Here is a 26,148-nt window from a genome sequence, read left to right on the forward strand (position 1 = left end):
GCACTGAACTTTCATTTGAGAAAAGGTCAAACGATTCAGCCTTCGACAGTAGACTGTGTCCGTAGCCTTCTTCCCACGGTGTTTTCAGACATTTCCAGGCAAGCAGGTAACCGCAGGGCATACAAACCACCCGCGCAAGTGCTTATCGTCAACTTGCAAATGGCAGTCATTGGGGCCGCCGTGCATAAGGACATGTAGATGTTGACGAACAAGGTTCCGGCCAGATGACGCGCACCAGTATTTACGACCGCATCTCCGAGCGCCGACTGGCTGACGAAGCCTTGGCGCGTGAGGCAGCCGAACGTGCTGCCGCGCAGCAGGCACTTGAACGTGTCGAAGCGCTCATTCCTGTTCCAAAGCCGTTGCTCAACGCGCCCTGCAGTTTCAATTTCGGCGGGTTCCACTTCTGCTTTCCGGAAGGTTTCCAGTGCAACGCGATTGAAGCCACCGTTCAAGTGGGTGGAGAGCCTGTCGTCGTCTCCATACAGCGTCGTGATGTACCTGAAGAGGCCACGCTTGCCGAAGCATTCGCCGAAGCCGTCAAGGCGCTGCAGCCACTGCATGGCGAAGTCCAGATCATTCGCCACTATGAAACGCTGTTAGCGGGTAATGCAGCGCTGGCACTGGACTTTCATTTTCGTGCAGGCCTCGAAGAACGGCATGGACGCCTTATCGGTGCCATCGTGCCGTGTGCCGATCAAAACGAACGCCAATGGCTGAGCGTGGGCTGCGTGATTGACTCCGAAAAGCCCGCGCTGAAAACCTGGTTGCTGGATTTCGACAGCATGCTTGAAGGCCTGACCGCCCCCTGAACTCTATTTCATCGCTGACAGGACACGCTTTAATGGACTATTCGTTGCAGAACATCAGCGTCACGCCAGGTGATCGCACCTCCACTACTCGCAGCCCGCAGGAGTAACGGCGATGTTCGAGGCAGCGCGGTTACTGGATGATATCGAACACACCGGGGCAATGGCGGGCTTTGTGCTCGGAGCGATTGTGGGCATCGCGGCAGTGGCGTATGTCTCGCTCACCGTCGCCACGTGCGGGTTCGGCGGTTTTTTACTGGCCATGGCAGTCGGCCTGGCCGGTAATGCTATCGCCAGTATCGGGGAGAGTATCGGCAGCGCCTTTAGCTCTCCCGCGGGGCAGATCGAATCTGCCTCGCCCAACGTGTTCATCAATGGCCGTCCTGCTGCCTTTGCCATCGAAAGCACCGCCGTGTGTGACAAGCACTCGCCGATCGTCAAGGTGGCCGAAGGCTCCAGCAACGTCTTCATCAACGGCCAGCCCGCTGCGCGCAAGGGCGACAAGCTGACCTGCGGCGCGAAGATCGGCACCGGCTCGCCCAACGTCTTCATCGGCGGCGGTACCCAACGCTACCTGCCGGTGGACGACGAAGTCTCAGCGATGGCCCGCTACACCGTGGACATTCTGTTGGTCGTGGCCGGCGGCGCCAAGGCCGTGCTCAGCATTGCCAAACTGGGCATGCAGGCCGGTCTGAAAGCGGCAGGCCCTTGCGCGCTGCAGTTCATGGGCGGTGTCTTTCTCGGGGACGCCATTTTTCGCTTCGGCGTCGCCCCCGTGGCCGAAAAAGTGCTGGGCGGCCTGCACGGCAACCCGGTCGACACCACCACCGGACGCAAACTGCTGATCGACGAGTCCGATTTCAGCCTGCCCGGCCTGATGCCGATCGAGTGGACACGCTTCTACGCCAGCGACCTTGATGTCGACAGCGCGCTGGGCAAAGGCTGGGTGTTGCCCTGGGAGCAAAGCCTGCGGCGCAAGGGCAGCTTTCTGTACCTCAGCGACAATCAGGGCCGCAGCGTGCCATTCGTGACACTGGACTACAACCAGCGCATCTACAACGCACAGGAACAGCTGTACCTGGTGCGTACCGAGGGTGGTCATTACCTGCTGCAAACACTGGATAACGTCTTTTACTACTTCGGTGAAGTGCCCGACGACAACCAGCCTGTTCCCCTGCAACGCGTCGAAAACGCCCTCGGTCATTTTCTGCATTTTGTACGCAGCGAAGACGGCGTTCTGACCGACATTTGCTCCACCGGCGGGCATCGCGTGCACCTGCACTACGACGAGGTGACCAACCGTCTGAGCACCGTCAAGCGGATCGTCGGCGACCAGGCCGTCGAGACGCTGGTGCGCTATGGCTACGACAACAATGGCCAGTTGAACAGTGTGTACAACCGCAATGGCGACTCGGTGCGCAACTTCAGCTACACCGATGGCCTGATGACCCGCCACGCCAATGCGCTGGGGCTCAGTTGCGAATACCGTTGGGAGGTTCTCGACGGCAAGCCGCGCGTGGTCGAGCACTGGACCAGCGACGGCGAGCACTTTCATTTCGATTATGATTTCGAGGCGCGCCAGACGCGCGTAACCGATGTGTTGGGGCGTCGTGCCGAGGTGACCTACAACAAGGACCGTCGCGTCATCGCCAGCACTGATTTCGGCGGTGAGCAGTACCGTATCGCGCTGGACAACACCGGCAATATCACCGGCCTGACGCTGCCTGACGGCAATCAGCTGGGCTTCGAGTACGACGATCTGTCACGCCTGACCGCAGAAACCGACCCGCTGGGCCGAACCACGCGCTATCAGCATCACTACAAGACCACACTGGTCAAACAGATCACCTACCCCGACGGCAGCATCTGGAAGGCCCGCTACGATTCGAAAGGCAATCTGGTTGCCGAGATCGATGCGCTGGGTCAAAAGACCGAATACCTCAACAGCGAAGATGGCCTGCCGCACACCATCATCGATGCGACCTATAAATCCAAATACCTGTGGTGGAACAACCTGGCGCAGGTCGAGCGCTTCCAGGACTGCTCGGGCAAGAGCACCTGGTACCGTTACGACGAGCGCGATCAACTGGTCGCCGTCACTGATGCCCTGAACAACACCACCACACTGGAACGCAAACCCGGCGGCGAAGTGCTGAGCATCAACCATCCGGACGGCACCCGCGAGAGCTTCACCTACAACGCCCACGGCCAGGTGCTGACGCACACCAACGGCAAAGACCAGACCACCCATCTGGCACGCAACGCCCGTGGCCTGCCGATCAGACGCCAGGACCCCAAGGGTTTGATCGTGGGCTTCCAGTACGACAAAGCCCTGCGCCTTGACGCGCTGACTAATGAAAACGACGCCACCTACACCTTCGCCTACGACGACTCCGACCGGCTGATCGAAGAAAAGCGCATCGACCAACTGACCCGCCGTTTCAGCTACAACCTCGGCGGACATCTGACTCAGGTCGAGGAAATCGGCTACAGCGAGAAAGGTGAGCGACCACAGCGCAGCACGCATTTCGAGCGCGACCCGATTGGCCGCTTGCTGGCCAGACTCAACGACGACGCTCGTCAGGATTTCACCTACGACGACAGCGATCGCCTGCTGTCCATTCAGCGCACGCCCACTGACGGCGGCAGAAAACTCGGTGTCACGGCTGAAAAACTGGAATTCGCCTACGACATTCTGGGCCGCCTGACGCAGGAATCGTCGCCTCAGGGCACGCTGGCCTACGACTACGATCCACTCAGCAACCTGACCACACTGACCCTTCCCACCGGCCAGCACCTGAATCACCTGTACTACGGCAGCGGTCACCTGCATCAACTGAACCTCGATGGCCAACTGATCAGCGACATGGAGCGCGACGACCTGCACCGCGAGATCTATCGCACGCAGGGCAAACTCACCAGTTGCTTCGGCTATGACGCTCTTGGGCGCAAGACCTGGCAGTACGCAACCACCCTGCCCGCGGAAAAACTCTCGCAGATCCAGAACCCGCTTATAAAGCCAGAACGCTACGTCGAGCACGCCTACAACCCGCTCCACCGCCGCTACGAATACGACCCGGCCGGCGAACTGAGCCGCACCCTCGACAAACTGCGTGGCGAAGTCACCTACGAATACGAAGCCAACGGCCGCCTGCTCGAACACAACCCCGAAAAACGCTTCGACGGCGAAGAGTTCCGCTACGACGCTGCCGGCAACCGCCTGAACTTCAACACAGGCCGCTTCGACCGCGTCAAAGACAACCGTCTCAAAAAGTGGAGCAACCACGAATACAAGTACGACGCGTGGGGCAACCTGGTCGAGAAAATCGTCGGCATCGTCCGCTGGCAGACCTTCACCTACGACAGCGAAAACCGCCTGGTCAAAACCGAGACCATGGCCAACAGTCAGGTGGAAAGCACCAGCAGCTACCAGTACGACAGCCTGGGTAGGCGTGTTGGCAAACAGTGGGAGATCAAGGGGCGGACCGGCCATCGACTATTTCTCTGGCAAGGCCTTCGCTTGCTGCGTGAAGAAAGCCCGGAACAAAGCAGCTTGTATCTGTACGAGCCCGGCAGTTATGCGCCGCTGGCCCGTGTTGATGAGAACGAGGGCGAGGCAGAGAACAAGGTCTACTACTTCCACACCGACCAGATCGGTACGCCGCTGGAGATGACCGACGCCGAGGGGCAGATCGTCTGGCAAGCCAAATATCGGCCGTGGGGGGCGATTGAGAAGCTGGTGGTGAACGAGGTCGAGCAGAACCTGAGGTTTCAGGGTCAGTATTTCGATGTCGAGACGGGGCTTCACTACAACACGTTTCGGTATTACGATCCGGGGATTGGACGGTTTATCACGCAGGATCCGATTGGGTTGAGTGGTGGGGATAACCTGTATCAATATGCGCCGAATCCTAATGGGTGGGTTGATCCTTGGGGTCTGTGTAAGAGCTCTTCGGGTGGTGCTAGCAGCGCAGGTGATGTTGCCTCTATAGGAGGAAAGACCTGTGTTTATAACTGTACCGTTAACGGTGTGACTCGCTACGTTGGAATAACCGATAACATTGTTAACCGTGGTCGAGCTCATCTGAGAGAAAAAGGTATTACAATTGATAGGATAGAGGGGTTGCAGAACCTTTCACGTGCTGATGCTCGAGCAGTTGAACAAACTCTGATTAATTTTCATGGACTTGGCAAAGATGGAGGAACATTAATCAATAAAATAAACTCTATATCGTCTATCAAAAACCCGACCAAGTATGAAAAGGGTTTGATACGCGGCGCCGATCTATTGAAGAAAGCTGGATATGAAGGATTTTAAATGGCTAAGAAAGTAAAGCTGGGCGACATTTTGCAAGTATTAACATCGCAAGGTGTCGCATATGCGCAGGTTACTCACAAACATCCGGAGTTCGGGTTTTTAATTCGCGTTTTCCCTGGATTTCACAAGGAACAGCCAAAAGATTTCTCGAAGATGCTTGAGAAAGAGCCACAGTTTTCTGCATTTTTTGTTGTTCAAAGTGCGGTAAACCAAGGCCTACTATCTGTAGTAGGAAATCTCCCGATCTCTGAAAACTTACAAGAATTTCCTACATTTCGCTCCAGGAACGGCGGAGAAGGAGGCTCTATTTGGCTGTGGAATGGAGGCGAAGCAGTTCGATTGGCAAGAGAGATTAGCTCAGAGGAACTGAAATATTCTACAAGAGGCATTATTAGTGCACCATTGCTTGTTGAGCGTATTGAAAATAATTATAGAGCCGAGACTCATGAAGCCTGGTAATTTTTAGAACTTTCAACTTATCTGACACTAAAGCTCGAGGCCGAGGGTGTCAGAAATTTTGTGTTCGGGCATAACATGAGTAAGAGGTACATGTATGCCAACCAAAAAGAAACCTGCGTTACGCGATCTACCGAAAATCCTAACGGAGCTGCTTGATCAATTCGGCGGCGGTCCGATGACTGCTGAAGCCATTGAGGAAGCCTCTGCGGCGTTCAAGAAGGCTTTGATCGAGCGAGGCCTGCTCAGGACGTAAATGGTAATTACCACGTTTTTGAGGTCAAACACCGCTCGGGCGGCCTGAAAAAAAACCAAAAAGCTACTGGCGTGTATCAAAACACAGCATCTAGGCGGAGGAACTATTACGCCGTTCAAAGGAACTACAGGTACCTTTCGGGTTGATACCAAAGGTGAACCGGGACAAATACTGGGAGGGAAAGGAACTATACACGATGCAACTTTCCACATACTAAAATATCGGTGTTTTATGAAAAAAGAAGACCTTATCTATTTTGAGAGCGAATTACAAAAAGAGCTTAAAACTATAAAATGCGAGGAGCTTGCCGTCACGGCCGTCAAAAGATGCTTAAGGTTTCGTATAGATAAAGAAATAGTCTCCACGCTCAACTTCCAACATCTGGTTAAATCGCACGAATTCATGCTAAGTGGACGGGTTTTTGGCGGGCCAATTTTTAATTGTATGTCTAAAATGGACATGCCTTATAAAAGCAATCTAGGCAGCAATTCATGCTTTTCATTTATAACTGACGGCCGACAAGACAAGAAGTTCAGCCCCAGCATTTACGGCACTATAGTGGTGCCTAGCCCTGATCATGCAAGTGAAGTTTGCAAGCATATTCGGCGTGCATTTGAAGAGTATTATATCCCTTTGGTCGTCGGTTGCATACTGCCTAGCGAACGAACTATTGATGACGTCACCTACTCGCCAAGAGACTACTCATACCCTGCCGCATTTATTAATTGTGCCGTAAGCTGCAATCCGTTGATTGTAAAAAACGACATGCTTGAAAAAATAAAATCTAATAAGCACATCATCAAAAACAAGATTTTTGACCTTAAACTTTTAGACGCCTGCCTCTCATGAGCCGATCCGTCACATGTCAATGATTCCATGCGTGCCGAAATGCGTCAGCCGAACATTTTCATTAAAAAAGCACAACATGCGGGGCTTTACGAATAGCTTTTTAATTTTAACCTGCAAGATTTTTTGCGCTATTTCCAGTTCAAAAACTAGAGAAAACTCTTAAACTTATTAGTCGATTTTTTTGGAGTGAGGGTTTGCTCAGATTCTGCTCGGAGCTCTTTAAAAACTAATCTAGAAGAGAGGCCGCCAACATTGATTGAGCCTCCTTCTTGTTGCACAAACATAATGGCGATTCCATCCCCCGCCCCCACCTAAACCGACGGTGTGATGACCCGTCACAGCAACCCACTGGGCACAAGACCGAATACCTCAACAGCGAAGATGGCCTGCCGCACACCATCATCAATGCGACCTACAAATCCAAATACCTGTGGTGGAACAACCTGGCGCAGGTCGAGCGCTTCCAGGACTGCTCGGGCAAGAGCACCTGGTACCGTTACGACGAACGCGATCAACTGGTCGCCGTCACTGACGCCCTGAACAACACCACCACACTGGAACGCAAACCCGGCGGCGAACTGCTGAGCATCAACCATCCGGACGGCACCCGCGAGAGCTTCACCTACAACGCCCACGGCCAGGTTCTGACGCACACCAACGGCAAGGACCAGACCACGCACCTGGCGCGCAACGCCCGTGGCCTGCCGATCAGGCGTCAGGACCCCAAGGGTTTTATCGTGGGCTATCAGTACGACAAAGCCCTGCGCCTTGCCGCGCTGACTAATGAAAACGACGCCACCTACACGTTCGCCTACGACGACTCCGACCGGTTGATCGAAGAAAAGCGCATCGACCAACTGACCCGCCGTTTCAGCTACAACCTCGGCGGACATCTGACTCAGGTCGAGGAAATCGGCTACAGCGAGAAAGGTGAGCGACCACAACGCAGCACGCATTTCGAGCGCGACCCGATTGGCCGCTTGCTGGCCAGACTCAACGACGACGCCCGTCAGGATTTCACCTACGACGACAGCGACCGCCTGCTGTCCATTCAGCGCACACCCACTGACGGCGGCAGAAAACTCGGTGTCACGGCTGAAAAACTGGAATTCGCCTACGACATTCTGGGCCGCCTGACGCAGGAGACTTCGCCCCAGGGCGCCCTGACCTACGACTACGATCCACTCAGCAACCTGACCACGCTGACCCTTCCCACCGGTCAGCACCTCAACCATTTGTATTACGGCAGCGGTCACCTGCACCAGTTGAACCTCGATGGCCAGTTGATCAGCGACATGGAGCGCGACGACCTGCACCGCGAGATCTATCGCACGCAGGGCAAACTCACCAGTTGCTTCGGCTATGACGCTCTGGGGCGCAAGACCTGGCAGTACGCAACCACCCTGCCCGCTGAAAAACTGTCACAGATACAGAACCCGCTCATAAAGCCAGAACGCTACGTCGAGCACGCCTACAACCCGCTCCACCGCCGCTACGAATACGACCCGGCCGGCGAGCTGAGCCGCACCCTCGACAAACTGCGTGGCGAAGTCACCTACGAATACGAAGCCAACGGCCGCCTGCTTGAACACAACCCCGAAAAACGCTTCGACGGCGAAGAGTTCCGCTACGACGCTGCCGGCAACCGCCTCAACTTCAACACCAGCCGCTTCGACCGCGTCAAAGACAACCGCCTCAAAAAATGGAGCAACCACGAATACAAATACGACGCGTGGGGCAACCTGGTCGAGAAAATCGTCGGCATCGTGCGTTGGCAAACCTTCACCTACGACAGCGAAAACCGCCTGGTCAAAACCGAGACCATGGTCAACAGTCAGGTGGAAAGCACCAGCAGCTACCAGTACGACAGCCTGGGGAGACGCGTTGCCAAACAGTGGGAGATCAAGGGGCAGACCGGCCAGAAACGCTTTCTCTGGCAGGGATTGCGGATGTTGCGTGAAGAAAGTCCTGAGCAGAGCAGCCTGTACCTCTACGAACCCGGCAGCTATGCGCCGCTCGCACGTGTTGATGAGAAAGAGGGCGAGGCAGAGAACAAGGTCTACTACTTCCACACCGACCAGATCGGTACGCCGCTGGAGATGACCGACGCCAAAGGGCAGATCGTCTGGCAGGCCAAATATCGGCCGTGGGGTGCGATTGAGAAGCTGGTGGTGAACGAGGTCGAACAGAACCTGAGGTTTCAGGGTCAGTATTTCGATGTCGAGACGGGGCGTCACTACAACACGTTTCGGTATTACGATCCGGAGATTGGACGGTTTATCACGCAGGATCCGATTGGGTTGAGTGGTGGGGATAATCTGTATCAATATGCGCCTAATCCTTATGGGTGGGTTGATCCGTTAGGTCTATGCAAAAGCTCTTCGGGTGGTGCAAAAGAAATTGGAACGATTACTACCAGAACCACAAAGAACACCACTCGACTGGGTGGTAAGGCTGGTGAGCCGGGAGTAAAAATAACCTATAAAGATGGCACGGAATTCGATATGACTAGTACCCGAGTTAAAGAAACGGAAGCCAACCCTTATGTACCTGGAGCAACACGCCCAATTAGATATGAAGACGCTCTAGATACTAAAGGCATCAAACGAGCTCCTAATCAGCAGGAGCTGGACTGGTTTAACAGCATTAAGTGGTAGGTAGGCTATGATTGATTCAAAAGTCGGAGAGAGAGTGTTAGTGTCTATTCATTCGGAATATGGGCCTTACATTAGAATCTCAACATATGATGATGCAGGCGCATTAGAGGATTTGTTGGACGAAAAATATTACGTGCTGTATTGGAAGTCGACACCCCCTGAACTGCTCGGTGATGGAGGGAACGAATATTATTTTGGGAATGCTGCGGACCCTGTGAAACTACAGTTTATTTTGGACTCAATTGTTTTCTAATTGAACTGCTATTCCAAAAGTACGACGACGGCGACCGCCTGCTGTCCATCCAGCGCACGCCAACCGACGGCGGCAGAAAACTCGGTGTCACGGCTGAAAAACTGGAATTTGCCTACGACATTCTGGGCCGCCTGACGCAGGAATCGTCGCCTCAGGGCGCGCTGACCTACGACTACGATCCACTCAGCAACCTGACCACGCTGACCCTTCCCACCGGCCAGCACCTGAACCATTTGTATTACGGCAGCGGTCACCTGCATCAACTGAACCTCGATGGCCAGTTGATCAGCGACATGGAGCGCGACGACCTGCACCGCGAGATCTATCGCACCCAAGGCAAGCTCACCAGTTGCTTCGGCTATGACGCTCTGGGGCGCAAGACCTGGCAGTACGCAACCACCCTGCCCGCTGAAAAACTGTCACAGATCCAGAACCCGCTCATAAAGCCAGAGCGCTAGGTCGAGCACGCCTACAACCCGCTCCATCGCCGCTACGAATACGACCCGGCCGGCGAACTGAGCCGCACCCTCGACAAATTACGTGGCGAAGTCACGTACGAGTACGAAGCCAACGGCCGCCTGCTTGAACACAACCCCGAAAAACGCTTCGACGGCGAAGAGTTTCGCTACGACGCTGCCGGCAACCGCCTCAACTTCAACACCAGCCGCTTCGACCGCGTCAAAGACAACCGCCTCAAAAAGTGGAGCAACCACGAATACAAATACGACGCGTGGGGCAACCTGGTCGAGAAAATCGTCGGCATCGTGCGTTGGCAGACCTTCACCTACGACTGCGAAAACCGCCTGGTCAAAACCGAGACCATGGCCAACAGTCAGGTGGAAAGCACCAGCAGCTATCAGTACGACAGCCTGGGCAGGCGCGTTGGCAAACAGTCCGACATTAAGGGCAAGGCCGACCATCGACTATTTCTCTGGCAAGGCCTTCGATTGCTGCGTGAAGAAAGCCCGGGACAGAGCAGCTTGTATCTGTACGAGCCCGGCAGTTATGCGCCTTTGGCCCGTGTTGATCAGCGCGAAGGTGAGGTGGAGAACAGGATTTATTACTTCCACACCGACCAGATCGGTACGCCGCTGGAGATGACCGACGCCGAAGGGCAGATCGTCTGGCAGGCCAAGTATCGGCCGTGGGGGGCGGTTGAGAAGCTGGTGGTGAACGAGGTCGAGCAGAACCTCAGGTTTCAGGGGCAGTATTTCGATGTGGAGACAGGGCTTCACTACAACACGTTTCGGTATTACGATCCGGAGATTGGACGGTTTATTACGCAGGATCCGATTGGGTTGTCGGGTGGGGATAATCTCTATCAATATGCGCCTAATCCTTATGGGTGGGTTGATCCGTTCGGTTTATGCAAAAGCTCTGCAAGTGGTGCAAAGGGAATTGATGAGATTTTTGATGCAGGGCGAATGCCTAAAGCAAGTGAACTAAAAAAGTATGCAGAAGCTCAGGGTTGGAAACCTTCTAAAACCGACGGAGGACCTCTCAAATATATTGATGAAAATGGTATTCCTCGTGTAACAATAAAACAAGGTAGCTCACGAGCTCCAGGAAGTGCCGATCCGCATGTTGAATTTAAAAACGCAACGGGCCAAAGAACAGATGCTTTTGGCAATCCTGTAACTAGAAAAAGCCCAAATAATCACACCCCGATTGACTTTGATATATAAGGAACTGTATGAATTACCACGAAATTCCGGAGCTTTCGAATTTTTACTTCGAGGATAGCTACGTCTTAGCAATTGAAGAAGGTATTCGATCATTGACCTTCAAATTGGAAGCCGTTGTTTTAGAAAGTCACCCGATGTATGAAAAGCCTGTAACTAGCGAGCAGTATTGCTACCGAAAGATTTCGCTATGCTTTCTAAATGTAGACTCTTTTGAATGGATCGACAGAAGGTTCATAGCGTTCTCAGATTCTTCTGGTGAAACTGATTATGGGAATATAGACAGTTTTTCGAGCAGCGACGACGGCTACACCCTATCAGGTGACTGGGGAAAAGTTATAGTTAATGGTAAGGCAATAAAAATGGCCGTCACTTATTAGCATGTAAAAATGCGCCACCTCAACTGCATGCTAAACTGTAGCAACTTCCAACGAGGCAACATCAATTGAGCCTATGCTGATTGTTGATATTGAAAGTTTAAATATTGATCCCTAATACTAAAAGTCAGTTCTTTAAAAACAAACTACACATCACCACGCTGGAATGCAAAACCGGCGGCAATTGCTTAGCATCAATCATCCGGATGATTTTTACTACGGCAGCGGTCACTTGCACCAACTGAACCTCGATAGCCAGTTGATCAGCGATCATGAGACGCAAGACCTGGCGGTATGCAACCACCCTGCCCGCTGAAAAACTGTCGCAGATTCAGAACCCGCTCATAAAGCCAGAGCGCTACGTCGAGCACGCCTACAACCCGCTCCATCGCCGCTACGAATACGACCCGGCCGGCGAACTGAGCCGCACCCTCGACAAACTGCGTGGCGAAGTCACCTACGAATACGAAGCCAACGGCCGCCTGCTCGAACACAACCCCGAAAAACGTTTCGACGGTGAAGAGTTCCGCTACGACGCCGCTGGCAACCGCCTGAACTTCAACACCAGCCGCTTCGACCGCGTCAAAGACAACCGCCTCAAGCAATGGAGCAACCACGAATACAAGTACGACGCGTGGGGCAACCTGGTTGAGAAAATCGTCGGCATCGTCCGCTGGCAGACCTTCACCTACGACTGCGAAAACCGCCTGGTCAAAACCGAGACCATGGCCAACAGTCAGGTGGAAAGCACCAGCAGCTATCAATACGACAGCCTGGGCAGGCGTGTTGCCAAACAGTGGGAGATCAAGGGTAAGACCGACCATCGACTATTTCTCTGGCAAGGCCTTCGCTTGCTGCGTGAAGAAAGCCCGGGGCAGAGCAGCTTGTATCTGTACGAACCCGGCAGCTATGCGCCTTTGGCCCGTGTTGATGAGAAAGAGGGCGAGGTAGAGAACAAGGTCTACTACTTCCACACCGACCAGATTGGTACGCCACTGGAGATGACCGACGCCGAAGGGCAGATCGTCTGGCAGGCCAAGTATCGGCCGTGGGGGGCGATTGAGAAGCTGGTGGTGAACGAGGTCGAGCAGAACCTCAGGTTTCAGGGGCAGTATTTCGATGTCGAGACGGGGCTTCACTACAACACGTTTCGGTATTACGATCCGGAGATTGGACGGTTTATTACGCAGGATCCGATTGGGTTGAGTGGGGGTCTGAATCTTTATAGCTATGCCCCAAGCTCTACCAGCTGGGTCGATCCCTTTGGTTTGAGCTGTGAAAGTCTCAAAGGAAAATACTCTTCAGTCGAAAAGGCAAATTTGCCTAGCTGGGTTGCAGAATCGTTTACAAATGGTAAATATAAGACTGTAGTCACCACACAAGATATCTATGTGTACCGTGTATTTGGTGGAAATGCAAAAGCAAGCGGAGGCTTTGTTTCCACATCTCCGGCATCAAGCCGAATACAGGCAAAGCTGGACGCTGCGTTATTACCAGAATGGAAAAATACGCGACAGTTCGAGGCAAAAATACTGATACCTAAAGGCACAATTTTAAATATCGGCTCAGTAGCGCCGCAAGTAACTAAGTCAGGTACGATATTTAAAGGTGGGGCTGATCAAATTCTGATGCCACAAAACTGGCCAGAATCTTGGATCGTGGGTATTAAAACAATTAGAACTCCCTAGGAGGGAAGAAATGAGCAAGAACGAGCTAGAGCTATTAATAAAAAGCATATTGGTCGACTTGAGAAATGTCGAACTGATGCGCGGAGAATCTTATCTGCACGCAATAATAAGAAGCTATGAGAACACTCTAAGAGATCTATTAAAAGATTGCTTAACAGAAAACCTAATTAAAAGCTCACCAAGAGAATACCTAGAAATCTACAGCGATTATGAAAACCCTCTAGTTGAGCAAATGGACTTTGCTCAAAAACAACTACAAAAATATATCAACTATCACATTTAATTTTTCCAGCTTGAATAACGCTATTATCTGTAATCACCTACAAGAGAAATGCTGACCACCAACTTATCAATGCGGTACTGCCTGAGGCAGGTAAGGAAAGGTACAGGTGAACGAGGTCGAGCAGAGCCTGAGGTTTAAGGCGTAGTATTTCGACAAGGATTGTCTAGTCGGCCTGGCTCTAGGCACGCGTACAGGCTAGCCTAAGCCAGGAGATAACTGGCATTGGAGCTATCTCCAGACGACTAGGGTGAATCAGAGCTATTGCTTAAAGGAGTCCGGTCTAAAGCAGAGCGAATGCCCTTGCCATCGGTCGTCCCCTCGCCTGCCCTTCTAATTGTGAAGCGCCCCAAAGGACGCCTCACTCAATCATCCCCCTCAAAGCACACTCAACGGATACTCCACAATCACCCTCACCTCATCCAGATCCGATTCGAACGCCGTGGCCCGGGTCGTTGCCTGGCGTACGCGCAGCGACAGGTCTTTGAGCGATCCGGTCTGCACAATGTATTTCGCTTCGATATCGCGCTCCCAGCGTTTTTGATCGGTCAGCGGGTTGCCTTGTGCGTCGCGGCGCATGTAGGTGCTGTTGGCGTTGGAGTAGTCGGCGTCGGTGCCTTTGCCGTAGCGGGTCATGAACGACAGGCCGGGGACGCCGAAGGTGGACATGTCGAGGTTGTAGGTGACCATCCACGAGCGCTCCTTGGGTGAGTTGAAGTCGCTGTACTGGATGGAGTTGGCCAGGTAGATGGAGTCGGACTGCCTGAGGTAGTCGAAATCATCATCACCTTCGTTGCGCTGGTGCGAAAGCGACAGGGTGTGTGCGCCGTATTGCAGGGCGAGTTTTGCGCTCCAGATGTCGTTGTCGAATTCGCCGAGCAGCTTTTTGCCTTCGTCGGTGGCGTTGTAATAGTTCAGGCTACCGGTCAGTGCGAGGTCATCGGAAAGTGGCAGCACATAAGACGCCGAGGCGTATTTCTGATCCCAGACATCTTTGAGTCGGCTGGTGTACAGGCCAAGGCTCAGCGCGTCGGTGGCCTGGTAGTCGCCGCCGAAGTAGGCGACCCATGGTGCGTCGACCGCGCCGCCGTAGAAGGTGGCGAAACCGTCGCGCAGGTTGCTGGAGACGGGCTGGCTCATGGAGTGCAGGCGACCGCCTTGCAGGGTCAGGCCGCTGATGCTGTTGTTGACGGCGGTAACGCCGCGGAAGCTCTCCGGCAGCAGGCGGGAGTCGCCGAAGGCAACCACCGGCGTCGACGGGAACACATCGCCGACGTTCACGACGGTGTCGAAAGCCCTGGCCTTCAGCGAGCCGCCGACTTTGGTGTACTCGTCCCGGGCGTTGCCTTGCTCATCGACCGGCAGTACATCAAAAGCGCTGCGCCCACCGTTTCTGCCATCCCCCGTGTCGAGCTTGATGCCGATCATGGCAAATGCATCGACGCCGACGCCGAATGTGCCTTGAGTGAAACCTGACTGGAATCGCCCGATGATGCCCTGCGCCCATGCTTCGGAATAGCCATTGCCGGTCGGGCTGGACTCGCCATTGCGATGGTCGCGGTTCATGTAGAAGTTACGATTGAGCACCGTCAGCGTGCTGCCTTCGATGAAGCCTTCTTTCTGTTCTTCGGCGAGTGCTGTAATCGGCGTTACACCTGCCAGTGTCGAGCACAGGGCAAGGGACAATGTTCTGAGTTGGGTCATATATGCTCCGATGGATCGGCAGATTGTTTTAAACGTGTCGACCTGGCTCTTTTTATAAGTACGAGAGCTGCCAGCGGGGCACCATCTTGAAGTGGCGAAGATAACGTCGAGGTGACGGCGGGATTACAAATATGAAAGGAAGTGCGCTGCAGCGTGTGTCTATTCAATAAAAATGACTCACGCTTTGACCAACACAAGCCAACATTCAAGATAGGGCGCAGAGCGTCCAAAACTGCATTCCCTGGTTCAAGCGCCCTGCTTCTCGCGGCTGTACCGGCCTCTTCGCGAGCAAGCTCGCTCCCACGGGACTTATGTATAACGCTGAGCGCTAGAGCACGGGCGTGATAACGATTTGTGTGGATACGGGAATAAAAAAAGCGCCCCGAAGGACGCTTAAAGATTCGCCCCGACCAAAGGAGCAGGGAGCTGCTACAAAGGGCGAATGGGGGTGCAGCGGGTCGGGTAGCAAAGGCATCAGCCTTCGGACTTGGTCGACCGTTCAGCCTCGGCTTTCTCGTCGGCATTGACGTACCGCTCGGCTTTGCTGCTGTTCTGTTCCTTGAAACGCATCTCTTGCGCCAGGCGCATCTTGTCGGCAGCGGGGCTTGCGTACTCGTTACCGTCATCGGCAAAGGCTGCAGTGGCGGACAAGGCAGCTAAGGCGAAGACCATCGATTTGACCAGTTTCATCATCATTACCTTTCTCGGTTGAATGTCGGACCTGCGCAGCGCTCGGCGCTCGTCAGGGATGAAACAAGCTTACGGAGGGGGAGCTAACAGGAAGGTGAGCGAACAATGACAATACTGTTAGGAAGCTGACATCTTCGAGATGACCGATTTGTAATGTTTCAGCAACCTTCCGGTTAGTGCGCACTGGTTAGGGTTAAGCCACATTCAAACGGAGACAAAAGAAAATGCGCACAGCCAAATCGTTGTTACTTGCTCTGGTTATCCTTTCGCCAGTCAGTGCTTTCGCCTATACCTCTGACGAGGTCAAGGCCACTACGGTGATCAAGGAACACCAGGCCAGCGTGCAGAAGTATGCCGCCCTCCATAACAAGCCGATGCCGGAGATCAAGGAGTACACCTACGGCATGAAGCTGGACATTGCCAAGCTGGTCCGCAAATCCCCGGATCTGCAAACCTGTAGCGTGATGCCAAAGCTGATGACGTACGAAGACTCCAAAGGCAAGCTGAATACGGTTCAGTACCAGGTCCTCAGCGGATGCAGAAACAGCCAATGATTCTAACCCTGCCAGGAAGGCCACTCAGCGTTACATCCCCCGTCAGCCCGGATCGTCATTCGGGCTGACTTTTTTGCGTCTGCAATGCCCTCCCTCCCCCATCTCAAATCCAGCTTCGTTTGGTGATTCCGGCATTTTTTGCAACATCACCGTCTTTGCGTGGTCAACGCAAACCCCACTGTGGCGTGTCGAGATGTGTCTGGACGTAGATCCGTTCCATCAAACACAGGCTCGGTTACGGTGATCGAGACACTGCACTTACGGATTCTGGAATGACCGATGCTTGAACTCGCTGCTGGTTTTATCTGCCTCACTGCGCTGCTGACCTACGTGAACTACCGTTTTATCGGTCTGCCGCCCACCATTGGCGTGATGGTCACCGCGCTGATGTTCTCTTTGCTGCTGCAGGGTCTGAGCTTTCTGGGCTATCCCGGCCTGGAAGATCGCGTTCAACAATTGATCGGCCAGATCGACTTCGGCGACCTGCTGATGAACTGGATGCTGTCCTTTCTGCTGTTCGCCGGGGCGCTGCACGTCAACCTTGGCGATTTGAGGAGCTACCGCTGGCCCATCGGCCTGTTGGCGACTTTCGGGGTGCTGATTGCAACCACCGTGATCGGCGCACTGGCCTACTGGATCTTTGCCCTGTTCGGCTGGCACGTCAGCCCGTTGTACTGCCTGCTGTTTGGTGCGCTGATCTCGCCCACTGACCCGATTGCGGTGCTCGGTGTGTTGCGTACGGCCAACGCCTCGAAACCGCTGAAGACCACGATCGTCGGCGAAAGCCTGTTCAACGACGGCACCGCGGTGGTGGTGTTCACCGTGCTGCTGGGCATCGCGCAGCTGGGTGAAACGCCGACAGTAGGCGAAACCGCTCTGCTGTTCGTCCACGAAGCGGTGGGCGGTGTGCTGTTCGGCGGCCTGATCGGTTACGCCGTGTACCTGATGATCAAGAGCATCGAGCAGTATCAGATCGAGGTCATGCTCACGCTGGCGCTGGTGATCGGCGGCTCGGCGATGGCGTCTGAACTGCATGTGTCCGGCCCTATCGCGATGGTCGTGGCCGGGCTGATCATTGGCAACCTGGGACGTAATCTGGCGATGAACGACATGACCCGTCGTTACATGGACGGTTTCTGGGAATTGCTGGATGACATGCTCAACGCGCTGCTGTTCGCGCTGATCGGCATGGAGCTGTTGCTGTTGCCGTTCTCGTGGCAGCACCTGATTGCGGCCAGCCTGCTGGCGGTGGCGATTCTGCTGTCGCGCTTCGTCACCGTCGCCCCTGCCATCCTGCTCCTGCGTCGCTGGCGCAAGGTGCCGCACGGCACGATCCGCATCCTCACCTGGGGTGGTTTGCGCGGCGGTGTCTCGGTTGCCTTGGCGCTGGCCCTGCCGACCGGGCCGGAACGCGATCTGCTGCTGAGCATCACCTACATCGTGGTGTTGCTGTCGATCCTTCTGCAGGGCCTGACCATCGGCAAGCTGGTGAATGCCGTTACCCGCGCCCCGCAGGCGAAAGAGCCGGCAGAGCATTGATCAGACCGATGCGGCGGCGCGCCGGTATTCACTGGGCGTCTGCTGCATCTCCACGCGGAAGTGCCGGTTGAAGTTGGACAGGTTGGCATAGCCGACTTCAAAGCAGATGTCCGACACCGACATCTCGCTGTGCAGCAGCAGCCGGCAAGCCCGCTGGACCCGCAGTTTGCGCATCAGATCGATAAAACAATGGCCCGTGGTGCGCTTGAAGAAGCGTGAAAACCCCGGATCGCTCATGTCCAGTCGCTGCGCGATAACGGACAGGCGAATATCGCTGGTCAATTCGGTCAGCAGATAGTCGAACGCCTTGTTGATCCGTTCGGAGCTGCGCGCATCCAGGGTCGGTGCATACCAGGTGCTGGCCAGCAGGCGAACCTCATGCGCAGGCGCTTTCATCAGCGTGTTGACCAGTTGCAGGAACAGAATCAGCCGCTCCAGCCCCTGAGCCGGGCCAATCTCTTCAAGCAAGCGTGCAGCCTGCACCGCTGTCGCACCGGTGAACTCCAGGCCGCGTCGCGCCTGCTCGAACAGCCGCTGCAAGTCACCCATTTCCGGCAGCGTGCCGCGCAAGGCGAGCAACGCTGCACCGTCGAACTGCAGCACCACGTCCCGCCCGGGCAAATGCTCACCGGGGGCCAGATCGCCGATCCAGTCATGCGGCAGATCCGGACCGATCAGGGCCACATGCCCCGCCGTGAACTCACCGATGTAATCCCCGGCCACCAGCTTGCCGCTGCCCTGGCGGATCAGATGAATTTCGAATTCCGGATGATGGTTCCAGCGCGCCAGTGCGTAGGGATAGTCGTGCTCGTACCAGCGAAAGCAGTGGTCGGGCTGCGGGAGAATAACCTCAAGCTCGGCAGGGCGCTGCTCGAGCAAGGCGGCTCGGCTGTCAGGCACGGGATGCCCCTTTTTATCGTTATGAATGCGCTGTGGACGCTTGAACATACGCCCTCGCGCCTGGCCAAGGCTAGCTCGCGATCAAACCGGCACTGATACTTTTTTGCTTTCGGACAGCCGGAGCATGCTCGGTTAAAAAAGTATCAGTCGATGATCCGCGCTGCGTTTGTTCAGCCTCCTGAGGGCTGCTGTAATCGAGCCGTCCACCAGGGTGACTCAACCGTGGCCAACAACAAAAACAATGACTCCCGCCAGACAAGGCGCGGGGTGGAGAGCACTACGATGAACATTCGGAAAAAGCTTTTCCTGTCCGCAGGCGTGTCCGCCGCCCTTTTCAACCTGACTGTCCAGGCCGCCGAAATCGTGACCATCGCCACGGTGAACAACGGCGACATGATCCGCATGCAGCGCCTGTCGAAAACCTTTGAGCAGCAGCATCCCGACATCAAACTCAACTGGGTAGTGCTCGAAGAAAACGTCCTGCGTCAGCGCCTGACCACCGATATCGCCACGCAGGGTGGCCAGTTCGACGTGTTGACCATCGGCACCTACGAGACCCCGCTATGGGGCGCCAAACAGTGGCTGGAGCCAATCACCGGCCTTGCGCCTGACTACGATCTGGAGGACATCTTTCCCTCGGTGCGCCAAGGCTTGTCAGTCAAGGACACGCTCTATGCCCTGCCCTTTTACGGCGAAAGCACCATCACTTATTACCGCACCGACTTGTTCAAGCAAGCAGGCTTGAGCATGCCCGAACACCCGACCTGGACGCAGCTGGGCGAATTCGCCGCGAAGCTGCATCAGCCCGACAAGGGCGTTTACGGCATGTGCCTGCGCGGCAAGGCCGGTTGGGGCGAGAACATCGCCCTGCTCAGCACCATGGCCAACGCATTCGGCGCGCGCTGGTTCGATGAGCAATGGAAACCGCAATTGACCAGCCCGGAATGGAGCAAGGCTGCGAACTTCTACGTCAACACCCTGAAAAACTATGGCCCGCCGGGCGTATCGAGCAACGGTTTCAACGAAACCCTCGCGCTGTTCAACAGCGGCAAATGCGCATTGTGGGTGGATGCCAGCGTGGCCGGCTCGTTCACCACCGACAAGGCGCAGAGCAAGGTCGTCGACAGCGTCGGCTTTGCACCTGCGCCGGTTGAAGTGACTGACAAGGGCTCGTCATGGCTCTACGCCTGGTCGCTGGCGATACCGACCACCTCGAAGCACAAGGATGCGGCCAAGGCGTTCATTGCCTGGGCGACGTCCAAGGCGTATATCCAACTGGTCGCCGAGACAGACGGCATCAGCAACGTACCGCCTGGCACCCGCACCTCCACCTACAGCGAGGCTTACCTGAAAGCTGCGCCGTTCGCCAAAGTAACGTTGCAGATGATGCAACACGCCGACCCCGCGCACCCGTCGGCCAAACCCGTGCCCTACGTTGGTATCCAGTACGTGACCATTCCCGAGTTTCAGGCCATCGGCACCTCGGTCGGCAAGCTGTTCTCTGCTGCGGTGACCGGGCAAACCACCACTGAACAGGCGCTCACAGCCGCGCAGGCGGTGACCGAGCGCGAGATGAAACGTGCCGGCTACCCGAAGTAGAGCGCCAGCCCTCAACTGTATTGAACGGACGATGAACCCATGAAACGACTTGAAGGTAAAAGCGCGCTGATCACCGGATCGGCGCGAGGCATCGGCCGGGCGTTTGCGCAGGCGTACATTCACGAAGGCGCTCGTGTGGCGATTGCCGATATCGACCTGCAACGCGCACAGGCCACAGCGACCGAACTGGGACCCAACGCGTATGCGGTGCGGATGGACGTCACGGATCAGTCGTCCATCAACCAGGCCATCGCCGCAGTAGTCGCCCAGGTCGGCAAGCTGGATATCCTGATCAACAACGCCGCGCTGTTCGACCTGGCGCCGATCGTCGACATCACCCGCGACAGCTACGAGCGGCTGTTTTCGATCAATGTCGGCGGCACGCTGTTCACCTTGCAGGCAGCAGCCAGGCAAATGATCGACCAGGGACACGGCGGCAAGATCATCAACATGGCCAGCCAGGCCGGGCGCCGGGGCGAGGCGCTGGTGGCGGTGTATTGCGCGACCAAGGCTGCGGTGATCAGCCTGACCCAATCGGCCGGGCTGGACCTCATCAGGCACGGCATCAATGTCAACGCCATCGCGCCGGGTGTGGTCGATGGCGAACACTGGGACGGCGTCGATGCGTTGTTCGCCCGCCACGAAAACCGGCCGCTGGGCGAGAAGAAAAAGCTGGTGGGCGAACAAGTGCCTTTCGGGCGCATGGGCACGGCGGACGATTTGACCGGCATGGCCATTTTCCTGGCTTCAGCGGACAGCGAGTACGTGGTCGCCCAGACCTATAACGTCGACGGTGGCAACTGGATGAGTTGACGTGCGACGGCGGTAAAGATGAGCCGAACCGCGCAAAAAAGCCTGCAACCGCTTCCATTGCCGAAGCGATTGGCTAAGATGCGCGGACCGTCTGCTGCCTGAGGCGGCTCATTGATGTACAGGAGTACGAATGTCCACTGAAGAGGAGATCGCCATTTCCGGCGGTACACCTATGATCCCTGATCAGCGCCGGGAGCTGATGCTGCGTCAGTTACGCAAGCATCAGGTGCTCAGCGTGCATCAGTTGATGGAGATGTTCGATTGCTCGCACATGACCATCCGCCGCGACATCGCCCTGCTGGAGCAGGAAGGTCGTGCCTACTCGGTCACCGGAGGCGTGCGTATCGCCAGCCAGGTCCACAGCGAACCCAGCCACCAGTCCAAGGCGGTGGTAGAGTTGCCGCACAAGCAGGGCATGGCGCGGCTCGCAGCGGGGTTGTTGCACCCGGACATGACGATCTATCTGGACGCAGGCACCAGCACACTCGAAATCGTCCCGCACATCATCGCGCTGTCGGGCATGACCGTGGTCACCAATGATTTCGGCGTGGTCAACGCGCTGGCCGATGCTGCGCATGTGGATGTGATTCACACCGGTGGGCTGCTCGATCATCCGAACCGCTCCAGCGTCGGCGGCCTGGCAGCGGCAACCTTGCGTCAGCTGGCGACCGATGTGGCCTTCATGTCCACCAGCTCGTGGGACCTGCAACGCGGCACCACCACACCGTCAGCGCTGAAGGTCGAGGTCAAGCAGGCCGCCATGCAATCCGCCTCGCAAACCGTGCTGATCGCCACCAGCTCCAAATACGGCACCTTCGGCATGTACAAGGTCGCCGGGCTCGAGCAGTTCGACACCATCATCACCGACGCGGCCTTGGCCGAAGCGGCTGCCGACGGGATTCGCAAGCAGCGTATCGAGTTGCTGCTGGCGCCAGTGGGCGGCCGTTCGAAGTAGGTTGCCTCAAGGCTGGCTGATACCAGAGGCAAATAGCGGGCATAAAAAAACCCGGTCTCGCGACCGGGTTTTTTTGTGTCTAGCCGACTAACTGATTAATCAGTTGCCCGACTTCTTGGCAGCACGAGTACGCTCGCTTTCGCCAAGGATTTTCTTACGCAGGCGGATCGACTTTGGAGTCACTTCGCAGAGTTCGTCTTCTTGTACGAATTCCAGCGCTTGTTCCAGAGTGAAACGGATTGGCGGAACCAGAGCGATGGTTTCGTCTTTACCGGAAGCACGCATGTTGTCGAGCTTCTTGCCTTTGGTTGGGTTTACACCCAGGTCGTTGTCGCGGCTGTTGATACCGACGATCTGACCTTCGTACACGTCTTCGCCATGACCCAGGAACAGCTTGCCACGGGCTTGCAGTGTTTCCAGGGAGTAGGTCAGCGCCTTGCCGGTAGCAACCGAAACCAGAACGCCGTTCTGACGGCCGGACATGTCGCCAGACTTCATCACGTCGTAACGGTCGAAGATGCTGGTCAGGATGCCTGCGCCGGAAGTCAGGGTCAGGAACTCGTTACGGAAACCGATCAGGCCACGTGCCGGGATGTTGTACTCGAGGCGCACACGGCCCTTGCCATCCGGAACCATGTTGGTCAGGTCGCCTTTACGGTTACCCATTTGCTCCATGATCGCGCCCTGCGCTTCTTCAGGCAGGTCGATGGTCACGTTTTCGTACGGTTCGTGCTTGACGCCGTCAACCATGCGGATGATCACTTCAGGACGACCAACACCCATTTCGAAGCCTTCGCGACGCATGGTTTCGATCAGTACCGAGAGGTGCAGCTCACCACGGCCGGAGACCTTGAACTTGTCGGCGGTGTCGCCTTCTTCAACGCGCAGGGCAACGTTGTACAGCAGTTCCTTGTCCAGACGTTCCTTGATGTTACGGCTGGTGACGAACTTGCCTTCCTTACCGCAGAACGGCGAATCGTTAACCTGGAAGGTCATCGAAACGGTAGGTTCGTCGACGGTCAGCGGCTTCATCGCTTCGACGTTCAGTGGGTCGCACAGAGTGTCGGAGATGAACAGCTGGTCGAAGCCGCTGATGCAGACGATGTCGCCGGCAGCTGCCTCTTCAACGTCGATGCGGTGCAGACCGTGGTGACCCATCAGTTTCAGGATACGGCCGTTACGCTTCTTGCCGTTGACGTCGATGGCAACCACCGGAGTGTTCGGCTTGACGCGACCACGAGCGATACGGCCAACACCGATGACGCCCAGGAAGCTGTTGTAGTCCAGTGCGGAAATCTGCATCTGGAACGGACCGTCACGGTCAACCTTTGGCGCAGGGACGTGATCGACAATCGCCTGGTACAGCGGGGTCATGTCTTCAGCCATATCGGTGTGTTCCAGACCGGCAATGCCGTTCAGGGCCGAGGCGTAGACGACTTTGAAGTCCAGCTGCTCTTCGGTAGCACCCAGGTTGTCGAACAGGTCGAAGATCTGGTCCAGAACCCAGTCCGGACGCGCGCCTGGACGGTCAACCTTGTTGATGACCACGATTGGACGCAGGCCGGCTTCGAAAGCCTTCTTGGTCACGAAACGGGTTTGCGGCATAGGGCCGTCCTGGGCATCGACCAGCAGCAGTACGGAGTCGACCATCGACATCACGCGCTCTACTTCACCACCGAAGTCGGCGTGGCCCGGGGTGTCCACGATGTTGATGTGGTAGCCATTCCAGTTGATCGCGGTGTTCTTCGCGAGAATGGTAATACCGCGCTCTTTTTCCTGGTCGTTGGAGTCCATCACGCGCTCATCGTTGAGCTCGCCGCGCTCCAGAGTGCCGGATTGACGCAGGAGTTTGTCTACCAGGGTGGTCTTACCATGGTCAACGTGAGCAATGATGGCGATGTTACGTAGATTTTCGATCACTTGTGTATCTCGATCAGAGGATTCGGTCTGCTGACTGGTTAAGGACAGCGATTACTATTTTGAGTCGGCAAAAGCCGTAACGGCATGACGACAGGTGTCGGGGGGCCGGTGAAGCAAGCCACAGGCAAACAGCCCCGGGCACTTAGCTCGGTCGATATACGCGCACATTGGCATGTCCCTCACTGAGCAAATGGTGGGCATGCAGGCGACTCATGACGCCTTTGTCGCAATACAGCAGGTACTGGCGCGTGTCATCCAGTGCCTTGAAACGGCTGTTCAATGCGTAGAACGGCAACGTCTGTATCTCCACGCCAGGGACTTGCAGCGGCTGGTCTTCCTGGGCATCCGGGTGACGGATGTCGAGGATCACCTGACCGGCCAGCGCCTGGCTGACTTCTTCTATATCGACATTGCGGCTCAGATCGTCGATGACCCGATCGATCGAAACCAGCTTCGCGCGTTCGAGCGCCTGCTCGAGAATCGCCATGTCGAACTGTTTTTCTTCGTACTCAACGCGATTTCGCTTGGCGTTGGTCTTCGGGTTGACCGAAATCACCCCGCAATACTCTGGCATGTGCCGGGCAAAATCAGCGGTGCCGATTTCAGTCGCCAGGTCCACGATGTCCTGCTTATGGGTGGCAACCAGCGGCCGCAGGACCAGCTTGTCGGTCGCCGCGTCAATCAGCGACAGGTTGGGCAGCGTCTGGCTGGCAACCTGTGAAATCGCTTCGCCGGTGACCAGCACATCGATTTCAAGACGATCAGCCACGGCGGATGCAGCGCGTAACATCATACGCTTCAAAACTACACCCATATGACTGTTATCGACTTTCTGCAGAATTTCTCCGAGAACTTCCTCGAACGGTACGCTGACGAACAGCACGCGCTGTGAACTGCCGTACTTCTTCCAGATGAAGTGCGCGACTTCCATCACGCCCAGTTCATGGGCTCGTCCGCCCAGATTGAAGAAGCAGAAGTGCGCCATCAGCCCGCGGCGCATGATCTGGTAGGCCGCAACGGTCGAATCGAACCCGCCGGACATCAATACCAGGGTCTGCTCCAGCGCACCCAGTGGGTAACCACCCATGCCCTGATGCTGGTCATGAACCACAAACAACCGTTGGTCGCGAATTTCCATGCGCACGACCAGATCGGGCTTTTTCAGCTCGATTCCGGCCGCGCCGCACTGCATGCGCAGCTTGCTGCCGACGTATTTCTCGACGTCCATGGAGCTGAAGTCGTGTCGACCGGCGCGTTTGCAACGCACTGAAAACATCTTGCCAGGCAACAGGTCGGCGTAGTGCAGTTTGCACTTGGCAACCACGTCGTCCAGATCGCCCAGCGGGTACTCGGCGACCTGCAGAAAGTTGGCGATGCCCGGCATGCAGCTCAGCCGTTCCCTGATGCCCTGCAGCACTTTGGCGTCGGTCAGCCGGGTTTCGACCTCAAGGTTGTCCCATACGCCACCCACGACAATGTCCGCGTCCAGTTCACGGAGCACGGTACGAATGTTCTTGCCCAGTTGCCGGATGAACTTCTTGCGCACCGGCGGGCTTTTAATGGTGATTTCTGGGAAAACTTTAACGATTAGTTTCATGGAAACGGAGCGTGAGGTGCCGACCAAAAAAGGGGGGCGCGGATTATAGCGGAAATTGCTCAAGGTTTAACCAGTTATCGTACACGCAATCAACGACGCACCAAAAAGAGTCGGCGCACCAAATTGCAGCGCCATAAAGGTGCGTGTTTTTCCCGCGCGGTGCGTTTTCGCCCCCTGAAAACCTGCGTTTGAGGCAAAAAACCCAACACGGGGCACTGGCATGCAAATTGCTCCCTTGTGAGGCAGGTTGCC

At 55.8% G+C, this 26,148-nt stretch carries 18 protein-coding genes and 4 pseudogenes; 15 read left to right on the top strand and 7 right to left on the bottom strand.

The genetic code is table 11. From position 1 onward, the window contains the following. The first annotated feature begins 224 nt into the window (after positions 1-224). From LIX91_RS21440 to LIX91_RS21465, 6 genes and pseudogenes are all read left to right on the top strand, one after another. Entirely contained in the window at positions 225-812 is a 588-nt protein-coding gene (locus LIX91_RS21440) for a hypothetical protein (protein ID WP_226489099.1), read from the top strand. A gap of 112 nt (positions 813-924) precedes the next feature. Further along, positions 925-5,127 (top strand): RHS repeat-associated core domain-containing protein, encoded by a 4,203-nt coding sequence (locus tag LIX91_RS21445; protein WP_226489100.1) that lies wholly within the window; start codon positions 925-927, stop codon positions 5,125-5,127. Beyond that, positions 5,128-5,586 (top strand): hypothetical protein, encoded by a 459-nt coding sequence (locus LIX91_RS21450; protein ID WP_226489101.1) that lies wholly within the window; start codon positions 5,128-5,130, stop codon positions 5,584-5,586. 94 nt (positions 5,587-5,680) lie between these two features. Beyond that, positions 5,681-5,827 (top strand): annotated as a pseudogene (locus LIX91_RS21455) (IS256 family transposase); the annotation flags it as partial. Between the two features lie 243 nt (positions 5,828-6,070). Beyond that, a complete protein-coding gene (locus tag LIX91_RS21460; protein WP_226489102.1) occupies positions 6,071-6,688 on the top strand; it encodes a hypothetical protein in 618 nt (205 codons plus the stop codon). A 350-nt stretch (positions 6,689-7,038) separates the two neighbouring features. Further along, positions 7,039-9,057 (top strand): annotated as a pseudogene (locus tag LIX91_RS21465) (RHS repeat-associated core domain-containing protein); the annotation flags it as partial. Positions 9,058-9,606: 549 nt separating this feature from the next. Here the strand turns inward: LIX91_RS21465 and LIX91_RS25935 are convergent. Beyond that, on the bottom strand, positions 9,607-9,912 hold the full coding sequence (locus tag LIX91_RS25935; RefSeq protein ID WP_410524760.1) for a hypothetical protein: 306 nt from the start codon (positions 9,910-9,912) through the stop codon (positions 9,607-9,609). Here LIX91_RS25935 and LIX91_RS21470 point away from each other — a divergent pair. Next, positions 9,892-11,283 (top strand): annotated as a pseudogene (locus tag LIX91_RS21470) (RHS repeat domain-containing protein). The gene LIX91_RS25935 and the pseudogene LIX91_RS21470 sit on opposite strands and share 21 nt — an antisense overlap. Positions 11,284-11,291: 8 nt before the next feature. Then, the gene (locus LIX91_RS21475) at positions 11,292-11,660 is read left to right on the top strand and encodes a hypothetical protein (RefSeq protein ID WP_226489103.1); all 369 of its coding nucleotides are present in this window, start codon (positions 11,292-11,294) and stop codon (positions 11,658-11,660) included. Between the two features lie 124 nt (positions 11,661-11,784). Here LIX91_RS21475 and LIX91_RS25940 read toward each other — a convergent pair whose 3' ends face one another. After that, positions 11,785-11,931, bottom strand: coding sequence for a hypothetical protein (locus tag LIX91_RS25940; RefSeq protein WP_003343797.1), 147 nt, complete (start codon positions 11,929-11,931; stop codon positions 11,785-11,787). A 4-nt stretch (positions 11,932-11,935) separates the two neighbouring features. On the opposite strand from LIX91_RS25940, the pseudogene LIX91_RS21480 reads away from it, so the two are divergent. Next, positions 11,936-12,934 (top strand): annotated as a pseudogene (locus LIX91_RS21480) (RHS repeat domain-containing protein); the annotation flags it as partial. Positions 12,935-13,355: 421 nt separating this feature from the next. Next, positions 13,356-13,628, top strand: a complete 273-nt coding sequence (locus LIX91_RS21485; RefSeq protein WP_226489104.1) for a hypothetical protein — start codon at positions 13,356-13,358, stop codon at positions 13,626-13,628. 375 nt (positions 13,629-14,003) lie between these two features. Here the strand turns inward: LIX91_RS21485 and LIX91_RS21490 are convergent, their stop codons facing one another. Together LIX91_RS21490 and LIX91_RS21495 are read right to left on the bottom strand one after the other, a co-directional pair. After that, positions 14,004-15,329 carry an OprD family porin gene (locus LIX91_RS21490; protein WP_226489105.1) on the bottom strand — a complete coding sequence of 442 codons (1,326 nt, stop codon included), beginning with the start codon at positions 15,327-15,329 and terminating at the stop codon, positions 14,004-14,006. A gap of 474 nt (positions 15,330-15,803) precedes the next feature. After that, a complete protein-coding gene (locus LIX91_RS21495; protein WP_032703409.1) occupies positions 15,804-16,025 on the bottom strand; it encodes a hypothetical protein in 222 nt (73 codons plus the stop codon). A 218-nt stretch (positions 16,026-16,243) separates the two neighbouring features. On the opposite strand from LIX91_RS21495, the gene LIX91_RS21500 reads away from it, so the two are divergent. Next, positions 16,244-16,573 carry a DUF2790 domain-containing protein gene (locus LIX91_RS21500; protein WP_003420126.1) on the top strand — a complete coding sequence of 110 codons (330 nt, stop codon included), beginning with the start codon at positions 16,244-16,246 and terminating at the stop codon, positions 16,571-16,573. Between the two features lie 279 nt (positions 16,574-16,852). Continuing rightward, positions 16,853-18,112, top strand: coding sequence for a cation:proton antiporter (locus LIX91_RS21505; RefSeq protein ID WP_003396859.1), 1,260 nt, complete (start codon positions 16,853-16,855; stop codon positions 18,110-18,112). On the opposite strand, the gene LIX91_RS21510 is transcribed toward LIX91_RS21505, so the two are convergent. After that, positions 18,113-19,012 (bottom strand): AraC family transcriptional regulator, encoded by a 900-nt coding sequence (locus tag LIX91_RS21510; protein WP_226489106.1) that lies wholly within the window; start codon positions 19,010-19,012, stop codon positions 18,113-18,115. A 282-nt stretch (positions 19,013-19,294) separates the two neighbouring features. Here LIX91_RS21510 and LIX91_RS21515 point away from each other — a divergent pair, with 282 nt between their 5' ends. The 3 genes from LIX91_RS21515 to LIX91_RS21525 all read left to right on the top strand — a co-directional run bounded on the left by LIX91_RS21515 (position 19,295) and on the right by LIX91_RS21525 (position 22,379). Continuing rightward, positions 19,295-20,611: an ABC transporter substrate-binding protein gene (locus LIX91_RS21515; protein ID WP_226489107.1), complete on the top strand. Its 1,317-nt coding sequence runs from the start codon at positions 19,295-19,297 to the stop codon at positions 20,609-20,611. A gap of 39 nt (positions 20,612-20,650) precedes the next feature. Further along, positions 20,651-21,424, top strand: coding sequence for an L-iditol 2-dehydrogenase (locus LIX91_RS21520; protein ID WP_226489108.1), 774 nt, complete (start codon positions 20,651-20,653; stop codon positions 21,422-21,424). A gap of 130 nt (positions 21,425-21,554) precedes the next feature. Next, the gene (locus LIX91_RS21525; RefSeq protein ID WP_003316379.1) at positions 21,555-22,379 is read left to right on the top strand and encodes a DeoR/GlpR family DNA-binding transcription regulator; all 825 of its coding nucleotides are present in this window, start codon (positions 21,555-21,557) and stop codon (positions 22,377-22,379) included. A 99-nt stretch (positions 22,380-22,478) separates the two neighbouring features. Here LIX91_RS21525 and typA read toward each other — a convergent pair whose 3' ends face one another. Together typA and thiI are read right to left on the bottom strand one after the other, a co-directional pair. Next, on the bottom strand, positions 22,479-24,299 hold the full coding sequence (gene typA, locus LIX91_RS21530; RefSeq protein WP_003316380.1) for a translational GTPase TypA: 1,821 nt from the start codon (positions 24,297-24,299) through the stop codon (positions 22,479-22,481). Positions 24,300-24,441: 142 nt separating this feature from the next. After that, positions 24,442-25,896, bottom strand: coding sequence for a tRNA uracil 4-sulfurtransferase ThiI (gene thiI, locus LIX91_RS21535; RefSeq protein ID WP_003413443.1), 1,455 nt, complete (start codon positions 25,894-25,896; stop codon positions 24,442-24,444). Between the last annotated feature and the right edge of the window lie 252 nt (positions 25,897-26,148).

This window comes from Pseudomonas sp. B20, assembly GCF_020515755.1.
Taxonomy (GTDB): Bacteria; Pseudomonadota; Gammaproteobacteria; order Pseudomonadales; family Pseudomonadaceae; genus Aquipseudomonas; species Aquipseudomonas syringae.